This is a genomic window from Streptomyces sp. NPDC102402 (assembly GCF_044765765.1).
GTDB lineage: Bacteria > Actinomycetota > Actinomycetes > Streptomycetales > Streptomycetaceae > Streptomyces.
In genome coordinates, this window is sequence record NZ_JBIWKR010000001.1 from 543,127 (window position 1) to 557,377 (window position 14,251).

Consider the following 14,251-nt stretch of genomic DNA (forward strand, 5'->3'; position numbering starts at 1 on the left):
CTGTATGCGGGAGAATGACCCGGTGACCTCAGCTACCGACCCGCCTCTGCCTGCCGTGACCCGGCTGATCGCCACCGACCTCGACGGCACCCTGCTACGCGACGACAAGACCCTGTCGGACCGTACGACCGCCGCCCTCGCAGCCGCCGAAGAGGCCGGGATCGAGGTCTTCTTCGTGACCGGCAGGCCCGCCCGCTGGATGGACGTCGTGAGCCCTCATGTCCAGAGCCACGGCATGGCGATCTGCGGGAACGGGGCCGCGGTCGCCGATCTCCGCGACGGCCGTCTGCTCAAGGTCTATCCGCTGGACCGCACGATCGCCCTGGCCGTGGTCGACCTCCTGCGCGAGGCGGCGCCCGGTGTTTCGTTCGCCGTCGAGCTGACCACCGGCATTCACTACGAGCCCGCCTACCCGCCGTTCCACATGGACCCGGGCGCCACGGTCGCCCTCGCGGAGAAGCTGCTCCACGAGGAGGCCCCGGGCGCGGGCACTCCGGTCCTGAAGGTGCTCGCCCACCACACCGAGCTGGCGCCTGACGCCTTCCTCACGCTGGCCCGCGAGGTCGCGGGGGACCGTGCGTCGTTCACCCGGTCCAGCCCTACCGCTCTGCTGGAGATCAGCGCCCTCGGGGTCTCGAAGGCCGCCACGCTCGCCGCCTGCTGTGCCGAACGCGGGATCGCACCGGCCGAGGTGGTCGCGTTCGGGGACATGCCCAACGACGTGGAGATGCTGAGCTGGGCGGGTGCCTCGTTCGCCATGGGCAATGCCCATCCGGCCGCGGTGGCCGCCGCGTCGGGTGTGACGCTCACGAACGACGAGGACGGTGTCGCGGTGGTCATCGAGCGGATTCTCGCCACCCACTGAGGCCGACGCCGGGACCGCACGGTGCAGGAGGCCCCGGCGCTGTCACAGCCCGGACCCGGCCACGGTGCAGGAGGCCCCGGTGTTGTCACAGCGGGACCCCCGCCACGCTGTGGGAGGCCCCGGCGGTGTCACAGCGGGACCTGCCAGGTCACCGTGGTGCCACCGCTGTCCTGCCCGGCCCCCGGCCCGAACCAGCTCGCGCCGCCCAGCGACTCGGCACGCCTGGCGAGATTCCGCAGACCGCTGCGCCGCCCGCCCTCCGGGATGCCGACCCCGTCGTCCACGACCGTCAGCCGGACCGCGTCACGCCCGTCGGGCAGCACGGCGGTCGCGTCCACCTCCACCTCGACGCGCGAGGCGTTCGCGTGACGGAACGTGTTGGACAGCGTCTCGCGCAGGGCGGCGATGAGGTTCTTGCCCGCGAGCTCGCCCACCAGGGAGTCGACGGGGCCGAGGAATCGGTGTGAGGGCGCGAAACCCAGGGGCACCGCCGCCATGTTGATCTCCCGCAGCACCCGGGTCCGCAGTCCCGACGGCGCCTCGGCCGGTTCCTGCTGCAACGCGAAGATGGCCGTACGGATCTCCTGGATGGTCACATCCAGTTCGGCGACGGCCCGTCCGATCCCGGCCTGCACCGCTGCGACCGGAGAGCAGCGCTGCGCGCCCTCCAGCATGATCCCGGTGGCGAACAGACGCTGGATGACGAGGTCGTGCAGGTCGCGTGCGATCCGGTCCCGGCCTTCGTAGACGACCAGCTGCTCCCGGTCCCGTTGCGTCTCGGCCAGCTTCAGGGCCAGGGCCGCCTGCGCGGCGAAGTGCGCGGCCAGCGTCCGCTCCGTCGCGGTGAACGGCCGCGCCCCCCGGATCCGCGGGATGGAGAGCGCTCCGAGCACGCGTCCGCCGCTGCGCAGGGGGAGCAGCATGTGCGGGCCGAACCGGTCGGCCATCCTGGTGATCAGACGGGGGTCGGTCGCCGCGTCGTCCAGGAACACCTCCTCACCCCTCAGGAGCGCCGCCACCACCGGGCTCTGCGGCGGGATGATCACTCCGAGGGACGCGGACGGCTTGTCCCCGGCCACGGCGACGATCTCCAGACCACCCGCGGCGGCCGGGAGCAGCACGATTCCGGCCGCCGCGTCGGCGAGGCGGCGGGCCTGTTCGGCGACGACCGCGAGTGCCTCGTCCGCGTCCCCGCCCGAGAGCAGGGCGGTGGTGACGGCCACCGAGCCGTCGATCCACTTCCCCCGCTGCCGGGCGTCCTCGTACGTCCGTGCCAGTGTGATGGCGATGCCGGCCTCCGTGGCCAGTACACGCAGCATGTGCAGTTCGTCGTCCCCGAAGACGCCGCCGTCGCGCTTCTCCATCACGTAGAGGTTGCCGAAGATCTTCCCCTGGACCCGGATCGGAACCCCGAGGAAGGTGCGCATCCTCGGATGGGCGGCGGGAAAGCCGGCGAAGCGCGGGTCGGCTTCCAGGTCCTCCAGCCTGATGGGCACGCCCTCCTCGATCAGGGCGCCCAGGAGACCCGTGTGGCCGTCGGGCGGGCGCCCGATCGCCTGTCGGACCTCGTCGGGAACCCCGTGCGTGATGAAGTCGCAGAGGCTGTCACCGGGCCCTTCGACGACACCGATGGCCGCATAGCGGGCATGGGCGAGTTCGGCCGCGGTCTCGCAGATGCGATCGAGGGTGGAGTGGAGCTCCAGGCCCGTTCCGACCGACCTCGTCGCTTCCAGCAGCTGCGGAACGCGCGCGGTGAGCTCGGCGGAGAGCCCTCGTAGGCCTCCGGTGCGCCGCGCGGCTCCGGGCGAGTCCTTGGGATCCGGCTCCGGCATGACCTGAGCCTAGTAAGGAACGAATAGTCCGGAAAGTCGGGCTGTGCCGGAGCCGCCGCCCTCAGGCCCGCACAGACGCCGCAGCCACCGGCCGCCTCCACTCAGACCCCGTCAGCCCCGGCCCCTGCTCGCGTTCGAGCATCCGCCGCAGCGGACCCTCCTGGGCAGCCAGGGCGGCGTACGGGCCCTGCTGCACCACGTGGCCCCCGTCCAGCACCAGCACCTCGTCCACCGCGTCGAGCCCGGCCAGCCGATGGGTGATCAGCACCGTCGTACGCCCTTCGGTGGCCGCCAGCAGATCCGCGGTCAGCGCGTCCGCGGTCGCCAGATCGAGGTGCTCCGCGGGCTCGTCGAGCACGAGTACGGGAAAGTCGGCGAGGAGCGCTCGGGCCAGCGCCAGCCGTTGCCGCTGGCCTCCCGAGAGCCGCGCGCCGTGCTCGCCGACCATCGTGTCGAGGCCGTCGGGCAAGGACTCGGCCCAGTCCAGCAGCCGGGCCGCCGCGAGGGCGTCGGTGAGCTGACCGTCCGTCGCACCGGTGCGGGCGAGCCGCAGATTCTCGCGGATGGAACTGTCGAAGACATGAGCGTCCTGGGCACACAGTCCGACGAAGGTCCGGACCGTGTCCCCGTCCAGCGCGGAAGCGTCGACCCCGCCAAGACGGTACGTCCCCTCCCGGGCGTCCAGGAAGCGGAGAAGCACCTGGGCGAGCGTGGTCTTCCCCGAACCGGACGTGCCCACGACCGCGATCCGTTTGCCGGCATGGAGCGTCAGATCGACGGCGTGCAGGGCGTCGCGTCCAGCGCCCTGGTACGTGGCCGACAGCCCTCGCACCTCGATCGGGAAGGGTGAGTCGGGCGCCTCGGCCGGTGCGGCCGGTTCGCCGACCGGCACGGGAGCGTCCAGCACCTCGAAGACACGCTCCGCACTGCGCTTGACCCGCTGGCGGTACTGCACCGCGAGCGGGAGCCCCGTCACGGCCTCGAACGCCGCGAGCGGAGTGAGGACGACGACGGCGAGCTCCACGCCTTCCAGCCGTCCGTCGAACACCGCGGGAAGTGCCACGGCTGCCGCGCAAACGACGGTGAGGCCGCAGATCAGGGCGGAGAGTCCGCCTCCCAGTGCGGTCGCGCCCGCCGCACGCGAGGCGATCCCCGTGAGGACCCTGTCCGCCACGCGCACCCGCTCCCTCCGTGCCGGCAGCGCACCAGCGACGGTCAGCTCGGCCGTCCCGCCGAGGAGGTCGGCGACCCCGACCGCCAGAGCGGCCCGGGCCGGCGCCAGTCGGCGCTCGGCACGCCGGGCGCAGGCACCGCTCAGCAACGGCACGCCCACACCGGCGAGAAGCAGACCGGCGGCCAGGACGCCGCCTGCCTCCGGCAGCATCCAGCCGGTGAAGGCGACGGACCCCGCACCGACCGCGAGCGCGGTTCCCACGGGCAGCGACCAGCGCAGCCAGTAGTCCTGCAACGTGTCCACATCGGAGACCAGCCGGGACAGCAGGTCGCCCCGCCGCGTCGCACGGAGGCCGGCGGGCGCGATGCGCTCCAGGCCCCGGTACACAGCCACCCTGAGTTCGGCGAGCATCCTGAGCACCGCGTCGTGCGACACCAGCCGCTCGGCGTAGCGGAAGACGGCACGGCCCATGCCGAAGGCCCGCGTCGCGGTGACGGCGACCATCAGATACAGCACCGGCGGCTGCTCGGAGGCGCGCGAGATCAGCCATCCGGAGACAGCCATGAGGCCGACGGACGACCCCACGGCAAGACTGCCCAGCAGCAGAGCGAGACCCAGTTTCCCGTGCTGGGACCCAGCAGCCTTCCGGACCCTGGCCAGTACACGGCCGACGGCCCCCGGCGCGGTGTCCACCAGCAGCCCGCCGGTGTCTCGGAGCCCGGCGGCGTCCGCCCTGGAAGGCTCCCCCGGGCCCAGGACGCCCGCGTCGTCCGGACCACTCCGAGCGGCGGGAACACCTGCGTCCGTGGGGCGCGCCCCCACCCGGCCGGGCAGCGAATCAGGTTCCAGCGCCACCACGCGGTCCGCGACCGAGAGCAGCGCCGGCCGGTGTACGACCAGCAGCACGGTGCGGCCCACGGCCAGCCTCCGCACCGCGTCGACGATGCCCGCCTCCGTCTCGCCGTCCAGGCTCGCCGTCGGCTCGTCGAGCAGCAGCAGAGGCCGGTCGGCGAGGAAGGCCCGCGCCAGGGCGAGCCGCTGGCGCTGCCCCGCGGAGAGTCCGGCACCGTCCTCGCCCAGCAGCGTCCCCGTACCCTCCGGGAGCGCGTCGACGAAGTCGTACGCCCCTGCCTCGCGCAGCGCGGCCGTGACCGCCTCGTCGTCCGCCTCCGGGTGGGCCAGCCGTACGTTCTCCGCGATCGTCCCGGCGAAGAGGTGGGGGCGCTGGGGCACCCAGGCGATCTGCTCGCGCCAGCGCTCGGGGGAGACGGCGGACAGATCGGTTCCACCGATCCGGACCCGCCCCTCGTCGGGTGCCGTGAAACCGAGCACCACATGGAGGAGCGTGGACTTTCCTGCCCCGCTGAAACCGACCAGGGCTACCGTCTCCCCCGGCTCGACCACGAGGGAGGCCCTGTCCAGCGAGGGCGTGGTCCGGCCGTGGTGCCGGACCGTCACGCCCTCGAGCTCCAGCCGCAGCGACCGCGGCACGTCCTGGGTGCCCGCGGCGGCGGGCTCGGTCTCCAGCACCGCGAAGATCTCCTCCGCGGCCGAGAGCCCCTCCGCCGCCGCGTGGTACTGGGCGCCGACCTGGCGGATCGGCAGATATGCCTCCGGCGCCAGGATGAGAACCACCAGCCCGGTGTAGAGGTCGAGCTCTCCGTGGACGAGCCGCATCCCGATCGTCACCGCGACCAGAGCCACGGACAGGGTTGCCAGAAGCTCCAGGGCGAAGGACGACAGGAAGGCGATCCGCAGCGTCTTCAGTGTGGCTCGGCGGTACTGCGTGGTGATGGAGCGGATCGACTCGGCCTGCGCCTTGGCCCGCCCGAACACCTTCAGGGTCGGCAGTCCGGCGACCACGTCGAGGAAGTGTCCGGAGAGCCGTGACAGCAGCCTCCACTGACGGTCCATCCGGGACTGGGTGGCCCAGCCGATCAGAATCATGAAGAGCGGGATGAGCGGGAGCGTCACCACGATGATCGCCGCCGAGACCCAGTCCTCGGTGACGATCCTGGCCAGGACCGCCGCGGGCACGACGATCGCGAGCCCGAGCTGGGGAAGGTAGCGGGAGAAGTAGTCGTCCAGAGCGTCGACCCCCCGGGTGGCCAGCGCGATCAGTGACCCGGTGCGCTGTCCGCTCAACCAGTCCGGCCCCAGGCCGGAGGCCCGTTCCATGAGCCGGTCGCGCAGTTCGGACTTGACCGCGGAACTCGCCCGGTAGGCGGCCAGTTCGGTCAGCCAGGCCACGAACGCCCTGCCCAGCGCGGTGGCGGCCAGCAGAAGCAGCGGTGTGCGGAGTTCGGCAGCCGTCAGGCCGTCCTCGAAACCGCCCACCACCACCTCGGCCAGGAGCATGGCCTGAGCGATGACCAGGGCGGCCCCGACCAGGCCCAGCGCCACCACGGCCGCCAGGAAGAACCGGGTGGCCCGGGCGTACCGGAGTAGACGCGGATCGATCGGTTTCACGTGAAACAGCTCCCCAGTGAGCTCGTCGCTCGCTCAGCTAGTTCAATGCACGGGCCAGGTTCAGTACGTCCCGCCGGCGAGTCCCTGCGGATCGGCGCGGTCACCGTGCGGCGGGTCGTCCAGTGGACGCCGGGACGCTCAGTGCGCGTCGGCGATGTGGTGCGTGCCGATGCGCTTGCGGAACACCCAGTACGTCCAGCCCTGGTAGAGCAGCACCACCGGAGTCGCGATCCCGGCACACCAGGTCATGATCTTGAGGGTGTACGGGCTGGACGAGGCATTGGAGACGGTCAGGTTCCAGGCGTCGTTCAGCGAGGACGGCATGACGTTCGGGAAGAGCGTCAGGAAGAGCATCGCGACCGCCGCCGCGATGGTCACTCCGGAGAACGCGAAGGACCAGCCCTCGCGCCCCGCCGCGATGGCACCGATGGCCAGGACCAGCGACACCACGGCGACGGTCATGGCCGCCAGGCTCCGCCCGTTGCCGTTGTCCGCCTGGGTCCAGACGAGGAAGCCCAGCGCGAGCACCGCGGTGGCCGGTCCCAGCTTCAGGGCCAGCCCACGCGCCCGGCCCCTGATGTCCCCCACCGTCTTGAGCCCGGCGAAGACCGCCCCGTGGAACGTGAAGAGGAACAGTGTGACCAGTCCGCCGAGGAGGGCGTACGGGTTGAGCAGGTCCCAGAGGTTGCCGACGTACTCCATGTCGGCATCGATCTTCACTCCGCGGACGATGTTCCCGAAGGCCACACCCCAGAGAACGGCGGGGATCAGCGAGGTCCAGAAGATCGCGTGTTCCCAGTTGGTCTGCCAGCGCTCCTCGGGCCGCTTCGCCCGGTACTCGAATGCCACCCCGCGCACGATCAGGCAGAGAAGGATGACCAGCAGGGGCAGGTAGAAACCGGAGAACAGAGTGGCGTACCACTCCGGGAAGGCAGCGAAGGTCGCGCCGCCGGCACTGAGCAGCCAGACCTCGTTCCCGTCCCAGACCGGCCCGATCGTGTTGATCAGGACCCGCCGTTCCTTGCGGTCCCTGGCCAGCAGCTTGGTGAGGACCCCGATTCCGAAGTCGAATCCCTCCAGGAAGAAGTAGCCGGTCCACAGGACGGCGATGAGCACGAACCAGACGTCGTGGAGTTCCATCTCTCAGCTCCGCTTGATCTCAGTAGGAGAAGGCCATCGGCCGGTCGGCGTCCTGGTCGTGGCCGCCGATCCGGGTGGGCGGGTTGAGGTCGGCCTCGGTGAGCTCGGGCGGTCCGGCCTTGACGTACTTCAGGAGGAGCTTGACCTCGATGACCGCGAGCACCGCGTAGAGCGCCGTGAACCCGATCATGGAGGTGAGGATCTCGCCCTGCGACACCCCGGGGGAGACGGCGTCCCGGGTCTGGAACACTCCGTAGACCACCCAGGGCTGGCGCCCCGTCTCGGTGAAGATCCAGCCCCAGGAATTGGCGATCAGCGGGAAGAGCATGGTCCACAGGGCGGTGATCCAGTAGAGCCTGGCGAGCTTGGGGCTCAGCACCTTGTTCCTGAAGAGGACCAGATTCGGCACCTCGTCCTCACCGGTACGCAGCGCCGGTGGCAGCAGGAGCTTCCGTCGTGTGAGCCACAGCCCCAGCAGACCGAGCCCGAACGACGCCATACCGAAGCCGATCATCCAGCGGAAGCTCCAGAACGCGACCGGGATGTTGGGCCGGTAGTCGCCCGGTCCGTACTTCTCCTGCTCCGCCTTGTTGATGTCGTTGATACCGGGGACGTACGAGGTGAAGGTGTCGTCCGCCAGGAAGGACAGTATTCCGGGGATCGAGACCTCCACGGTGTTGTGCCCCTCGGCGACGTCACCGACCGCGAAGAGCGAGAAGGGTGCTCCGCTCTCGCCCTCCCACAGAGCCTCGGCCGCAGCCATCTTCATGGGCTGCTGCTTGAACATCACCTTGCCGAGCACATCGCCGCTGACGGCGGTGAGCAGGCCCGCGACCACCACGGTGACCAGACCGAGCCGCAGGGAGGTCCGCATCACCCGGATGTGCCTCTTGCGCACCAGGTGGAAGGCGGCGATCCCGACCATGAAGGCACCGCCCACGAGGAAGGCCGCCGTGATCGTGTGGAAGAACTGGGCGAGCGCGGTGTTCTGCGTGAGCACGTGCCAGAAGTCCGTGAGCTCGGCGCGACCGCGCTCCTCGTTGATCCGGTAGCCGACCGGGTGCTGCATCCACGAGTTGGCGGCCAGGATGAAGAACGTCGAGAGGATCGTGCCTATGGACACCATCCAGATGCAGGCGAGATGGATCTTCTTCGGCAGCTTGTCCCAGCCGAAGATCCACAGGCCGATGAAGGTCGACTCGAAGAAGAAGGCGATCAGCGCTTCGAAGGCCAGCGGAGCACCGAAGACGTCACCGACGAACCGCGAGTAGTCGGACCAGTTCATACCGAACTGGAACTCCTGCACGATGCCGGTGACCACGCCCATGGCGATGTTGATCAGGAAGAGCTTGCCCCAGAACTTCGTGGCCCTGAGGTACTTCTCGTTCTCCGTACGCACCCAGGCGGTCTGCAGGCCGGCGGTGAGCGCCGCGAGAGAGATCGTCAGAGGGACGAACAGGAAGTGGTAGACGGTGGTGATGCCGAACTGCCATCGCGCCAGGGTCTCTGGTGCCAGAGCCAGGTCCATGACTCTTCTCCTTACGTCGCCGTGATCACAGCCGCAGCCCGCCCAGTCAATCCACCCGATCAGGGAGGAAACGGGACGCGCTTGTGAACGCGTTCACATTCACAAGCATTATGGCGCACATGTTCTGGTGCCGGTCGGGTGGGGGGTGCTTTCCGGCCGCCCCGACCGAGCAGACCGAAACCGGACAGTCCCCCGGCCGGGCAGACCGAAGCCGGACGGTCCCCGGACGGCGCGGCACACCGGCACGAAACACGGTGGCCCCGGACCTCGGTGATCGAGGTCCGGGGCCACCGGAGGTCCGTCGGGAGCGTCCGAGCCGCTACAGCTCCTGGCGGAAGGACTCCGCCACCTTCAGGAACACGTCGTTGGCCTCGGTCTCCCCGATCGTGACGCGCACGCCCTCGCCGGCGAACGGCCTCACGACCACACCCGCCCGCTCGCAGACCCCGGCGAAATCGAGCGTGCGGTCCCCGAGCCGCAGCCAGACGAAGTTCGCCTGCGACTCCGGCACGGTCCAGCCCTGCCGCACGAGCCCGTCGTACACCCGGGCACGCTCACCCACCAGCGATCCCACCCGCCCCAGCAGCTCGTCCTCGGCACGCAGCGAGGCGACCGCGGCGTCCTGGGCGACCTGACTGACACCGAACGGGACAGCGGTCTTGCGCAGCGCAGCCGCCACCGGCTCGTGCGCCACGGCGAAGCCGACCCTCAGCCCCGCCAGGCCGTACGCCTTGGAGAAGGTCCGCAGCACCGCGACGTTGGGACGGTCCCGGTAGATCTCGATACCGTCCGGCACCTCGGCGTCGCGGATGAACTCCTTGTACGCCTCGTCGAGCACCACCAGGACGTCGTCCGGCACACGGTCGAGGAACCGCTCCAGCTCCGCCCGGCGCACGACGGTGCCGGTCGGGTTGTTCGGATTGCAGACAAAGATCATCCGCGTCCGGTCCGTGACCGCCCCCGCCATGGCGTCGAGGTCGTGCACCTCCCCGGAGGTCAGCGGCACCTTCACCGACGTCGCACCGCTGATCTGCGTGATGATCGGGTAGGCCTCGAACGAGCGCCAGGCGTAGATCACCTCGTCACCCGGGCCCGAGGTCGCCTGGAGCAGCTGCTGGGCGACACCGACCGAGCCCGTGCCGGTGGCCAGGTGGGAGACCGGCACCCCGAACCGGTCGGCCAGCTCGTTCATCAGACCGGTACAGGCCATGTCCGGGTACCTGTTGAAGCCGGAGGCCGCCGCGAGCACCGACTCCATGACGCCCGGCAGCGGGGGATACGGGTTCTCGTTGGAGGAGAGCTTGAAGGCAACCGGTCCGTCCGCCGCCGCCGGCTTGCCCGGCACATACGCAGGGACGCCGTCCAGCTCGGCGCGCAGCTTGGGGCTCGTCTCGCTCACCGCAGGTCCTCCTCGACCGTCCGTACACATCAATACTGCTCACCTTATGAGGATTGGGCGTCCGTGCGAACGGCCAGGATCCGAAATCGCCCCCTCCGGCAGGAAAGGCCGGTCCCGCATGCCCCCGGCAGGCTCCGGGAGGGGGGAGCACTGCGCATCTCGTCGCGCGCCGGTCGCTCACTCCGTGGCGCGCATCCCTCGAACAGGTGAGTTGAGACCTCTTCGAGACATGGGCCACTTAGCAGGTTCATGCGCGTCGATGCATGACACATTGATCCTTAGGGCCTCAACACCCTTGATTTGCAAGGCATTTACACGTTCTCGATCATGCAAAAACGTGCCTGTCAACGTAGGCATATGCGACCGGCCCAACTCGGCACCGGAGCCCTACTATCGGCTCGCCATGACAGCAGCAGGGAAGCACCAGGTGAGCCGGACAGAGACGCCCCGGCGCAGCGGCCGACAGGGACGGGCGGGGATCCGGGATGTGGCCGCGGCGGCCGGGGTCTCCATCACGACCGTGTCCGACGCGCTCAACGGCAAGGGCAGGCTTCCGGATGCCACCCGCCGCCATGTCCGCGAGGTCGCCGAACGGCTGGGCTACCGCCCGTCCGCGGCGGCCCGAACCCTCCGTACCGGCAAGTCGGGGCTCATCGGCCTGACCGTGACCACGTACGGGGATGAACCTTTCACCTTCACCGAGTTCGCGTACTTCGCCGAGATGGCGAGAGCCGCCACGTCGGCCGCGCTCGCCCGTGGCTACGCCCTCGTGATCCTTCCGGCCACCTCACGCCACGACGTCTGGTCGAACGTCGCACTCGACGGAACGGTCGTCATCGACCCCTCCGACCAGGACCCCGTGGTCACCGAACTCGTGCGCCAGGGTCTTCCCGTCGTCTCGGACGGGCGCCCGGCCGGCACGCTTCCGGTCACCGCCTGGGTCGACAACGACCACCGGGCGGCCGTCCTCGACCTGCTGGATCACCTCGCGGCCGCGGGAGCCCGCCGCATCGGGCTGCTGACCGGCACCACCACCGACACCTACACCCGCCTCTCCACCACCGCCTACCTCCACTGGTGCGAGCGGGTCGGCCAGGACCCGGTCTACGAGTCCTATCCGGCCCACGACCCCTGCGCGGGTGCCGTCGCCGCAGACCGCCTCCTCGCCAGGCCCGACCGCCCCGACGCCGTCTACGGGCTCTTCGACCCCAACGGCACGGATCTGCTCGCCGCCGCCCGCCGCTACGGCCTGAGGGTGCCCGAGGACCTCCTGCTGGTCTGCTGCAGCGAATCCACGGTGTACGCCTCGACCGAACCCCCCATCACGACGCTCTCGCTCAAGCCCCGCAGAATCGGCACGGCGGTCGTCCAGCTCCTCATCGACGCCATCGAAGGGGTCGAGCACGACGGACCGGTGGAGCAGGTGATACCGACGGAACTCATCGTCCGGACGTCCTCCCAGCGGCGTCCGCCGCGCACCACGGTCAGCGCTCCCCGGTCACCCGCCGGGGACTGATCGGATTAATCCGGACCAAACGGCCGATGAACCAGGTGCGCGCACGGATTCACCACCCCTGGTGCGTCACACAGCACGATCCGCATTCCTATGATGGGCGCACGACACCGCGGACCACCTCTACCAGGCAGGGCCCGTCAGGTGTACGGAGGCGCGACGGTGGTGGAGGGGTCGATGACTCAGGGGGCCGGTCAGGAACCCGTAGTGCGGACTGCGACGTTGCGTGACTTCCGCGTACCGCCGTATGCCCAGGTGCCGAGGGAGCCGCTTCCGCCGCATCCCGGCAACGCAGCGGTGGGCGACGAGCTGCCGGAGGGGTACACCCCCACCGAGCGCGACCTGCCGGTGATCAAGCGGGGCGACACCGTCCAGGTGCAGGCGGTGCCCGAGGCCCGGTCCTCCGGCGGATCCGGACGGGGGCCGCTGTTCGTCGTCGGCGACGTCCACGGCTACCTGGACGAGCTCCTGGCCGCACTTCACGAGCAGGGTCTCGTCGACGCCGACGGCCGGTGGGCGGCCGGCACCGCCAGGCTGTGGTTCCTCGGCGACTTCACCGACCGCGGCCCGGACGGCATCGGCGTCATCGACCTCGTCATGCGGCTCTCCGCGGAGGCCGCGGCGGCCGGCGGGTACTGCAAGGCCCTCATGGGCAACCACGAACTGCTCCTGCTCGGCGCGAAGCGGTTCGGCGACACCCCGGTGAACTCCGGAGCGGGAACGGCGACCTTCCAGGCCGCCTGGCTGCTCAACGGCGGCCAGAAGACGGACATGGAGCGGCTCCAGGACGTCCATCTCCAGTGGATGGCCCGGCTCGACGCGGTCGTCGAGGAGGACGGGCACCTGCTGATGCACTCCGACACGACGGCCTACCTCGACTACGGATCCACCATCGAGGACGTCAACGACACGGTGCACGCCATTCTGACGCGGAACGACGCCGACGAGTGCTGGGACCTCTTCCGCAAGCTCACCAAGCGCTTCGCCTTCCGCGACGAGGGCGGCGCACAGGCCGTCCGCGACCTGATGGCGACGTACGGCGGGCAGCGCGTCGTCCACGGTCACAGCCCCATTCCGTACCTGCTCGGTGAGGTCGGGTCGGAGGACGGCGAGGACGTGCAACGGACCGTGGTGGACGGCCCGCACGTATACGCGGACGGGCTCGCCATCGCCATGGACGGCGGAGTGACCATGGCCGGAAAGCTGCTGGTCGTCCAACTTCCCCTGCATGACTGACGAGTACCGGGGAAGACGCATCACGACCTGACACGTCGACGGCTGGGCCTATTTCCGGAAACCCCCTGTCACCCCGCGCCGTAGGCGCTCTACCATCGGCGTATCAGTAGCAGGCTCTCCTCCGTTTCGCCCGACCGCACGGCCCGCACGGCCGGTCAGGCACTACGGAGCATCGGGGGATGCACATGAAAAGCGCTCCGCACCTGCTGGCCGAGGACCGCCCGGAATACGAGCGGATCCTTGCCGACGCGCTGCGTCACGCCCACGAACGGCCGGATCTGGACGGGGTCGGCGACCGTCTCAACACGGAACAGCTGCGGACGATGGCGCTCAACGCCACCCTGCTGATCACCGCGGCGGCCGCCACCGAGTACGACCACTACGTGAAGGTCCGCAGCGAGCTGCGCGGGCCGGAGGCCCCGGATGCCCACGCGTCCGTCCTCGGGACGGCCACGGACGAGGCCGATCCCACGGGGGCCGGAACCCTGGCGGTGATCGCCGTGCTGGCGCCCGTCCTCGCAGGTGCGGCCGCCCTGATATTCCTGCTGATCGGGTACCCCCTGAAGGCACTCAGCCCCGCCCCGGCCTTCGCCGGAACCATGGTCGCCGCCGGCTGGTTCTTCGCGGCCGTCGCCGCCGCGGCCATCCTGGTCGCCGCGGTGGGGCTCCTCGTCACGGCCCTGCGCAACGGCGCCACCGCGCTGCCCGCCGTGGACGAGGAGGAGGAACTGCCGGAGGATGTCGCGCGCGCCCGGGAGGCCTGGCGCCACGCCCTCCTGGAACGTGGCATCCTGCCCTTCCTCCGGGACGCGCTGGCCGACCCGACCGCGGGACCCGCGTCGCGGATGCCGCACCGATCGGCCAACCGGATCCCGAAGATCGGCTACAGCAGACCCGACTTCTCCGGGCCGGAGGACGGCCCGTCGGCCGGCCCCCGGCCGACCTTCACCAGCCCCGACTTCACCAGTCCGGACTTCGGCGGCCCGGAGCACCAGCCGGAGTGACCAGGCGGAGGCGGGCGGAGCGGGACGGCCGGGCCGGAGCGATCAGGGCCTGGTGAGGGTGACGCCCAGGTCAGGGCGGCACCCTCACCCA

9 protein-coding genes are annotated in these 14,251 nt (G+C 70.3%); 4 read left to right on the forward strand and 5 right to left on the reverse strand.

All coding sequences use genetic code 11. The features are described from left to right. The first annotated feature begins 4 nt into the window (after positions 1–4). Entirely contained in the window at positions 5–865 is an 861-nt protein-coding gene (locus tag ACIRJR_RS02220; RefSeq protein WP_403772462.1) for a Cof-type HAD-IIB family hydrolase, read from the forward strand. Between the two features lie 128 nt (positions 866–993). Here the strand turns inward: ACIRJR_RS02220 and ACIRJR_RS02225 are convergent, their stop codons facing one another. The 5 genes from ACIRJR_RS02225 to hisC form a co-directional block, all read right to left on the reverse strand. After that, positions 994–2,697: a GAF domain-containing protein gene (locus tag ACIRJR_RS02225; RefSeq protein ID WP_403772465.1), complete on the reverse strand. Its 1,704-nt coding sequence runs from the start codon at positions 2,695–2,697 to the stop codon at positions 994–996. Between the two features lie 61 nt (positions 2,698–2,758). Further along, positions 2,759–6,340: a thiol reductant ABC exporter subunit CydD gene (cydD, locus tag ACIRJR_RS02230; protein ID WP_403772468.1), complete on the reverse strand. Its 3,582-nt coding sequence runs from the start codon at positions 6,338–6,340 to the stop codon at positions 2,759–2,761. A gap of 138 nt (positions 6,341–6,478) precedes the next feature. Continuing rightward, entirely contained in the window at positions 6,479–7,480 is a 1,002-nt protein-coding gene (gene cydB, locus ACIRJR_RS02235) for a cytochrome d ubiquinol oxidase subunit II (RefSeq protein WP_403772470.1), read from the reverse strand. Between the two features lie 19 nt (positions 7,481–7,499). After that, a complete protein-coding gene (locus tag ACIRJR_RS02240; protein WP_403772474.1) occupies positions 7,500–9,008 on the reverse strand; it encodes a cytochrome ubiquinol oxidase subunit I in 1,509 nt (502 codons plus the stop codon). A gap of 319 nt (positions 9,009–9,327) precedes the next feature. Then, complete coding sequence (hisC, locus tag ACIRJR_RS02245) at positions 9,328–10,407, reverse strand: histidinol-phosphate transaminase (RefSeq protein ID WP_403772477.1); 1,080 nt, start codon at positions 10,405–10,407, stop codon at positions 9,328–9,330. A 403-nt stretch (positions 10,408–10,810) separates the two neighbouring features. On the opposite strand from hisC, the gene ACIRJR_RS02250 reads away from it, so the two are divergent. The 3 genes from ACIRJR_RS02250 to ACIRJR_RS02260 all read left to right on the forward strand — a co-directional run bounded on the left by ACIRJR_RS02250 (position 10,811) and on the right by ACIRJR_RS02260 (position 14,160). After that, entirely contained in the window at positions 10,811–11,923 is a 1,113-nt protein-coding gene (locus ACIRJR_RS02250) for a LacI family DNA-binding transcriptional regulator (protein ID WP_376368300.1), read from the forward strand. Between the two features lie 159 nt (positions 11,924–12,082). Then, positions 12,083–13,156: a metallophosphoesterase gene (locus ACIRJR_RS02255; protein ID WP_403773771.1), complete on the forward strand. Its 1,074-nt coding sequence runs from the start codon at positions 12,083–12,085 to the stop codon at positions 13,154–13,156. A gap of 179 nt (positions 13,157–13,335) precedes the next feature. Then, positions 13,336–14,160 carry a hypothetical protein gene (locus ACIRJR_RS02260; RefSeq protein WP_403772481.1) on the forward strand — a complete coding sequence of 275 codons (825 nt, stop codon included), beginning with the start codon at positions 13,336–13,338 and terminating at the stop codon, positions 14,158–14,160. The last annotated feature ends 91 nt before the right edge of the window (positions 14,161–14,251 follow it).

Coding starts and splice junctions, on each gene's coding strand:
- ACIRJR_RS02220 (WP_403772462.1), top strand. CDS start 5: ATGCGGGAGAATGACCCGGTGACCTCAGCTACCGACCCGCCTCTGCCT.
- ACIRJR_RS02225 (WP_403772465.1), bottom strand. CDS start 2,697: ATGCCGGAGCCGGATCCCAAGGACTCGCCCGGAGCCGCGCGGCGCACC.
- cydB (WP_403772470.1), bottom strand. CDS start 7,480: ATGGAACTCCACGACGTCTGGTTCGTGCTCATCGCCGTCCTGTGGACC.
- ACIRJR_RS02240 (WP_403772474.1), bottom strand. CDS start 9,008: ATGGACCTGGCTCTGGCACCAGAGACCCTGGCGCGATGGCAGTTCGGC.
- ACIRJR_RS02250 (WP_376368300.1), top strand. CDS start 10,811: ATGACAGCAGCAGGGAAGCACCAGGTGAGCCGGACAGAGACGCCCCGG.
- ACIRJR_RS02260 (WP_403772481.1), top strand. CDS start 13,336: ATGCACATGAAAAGCGCTCCGCACCTGCTGGCCGAGGACCGCCCGGAA.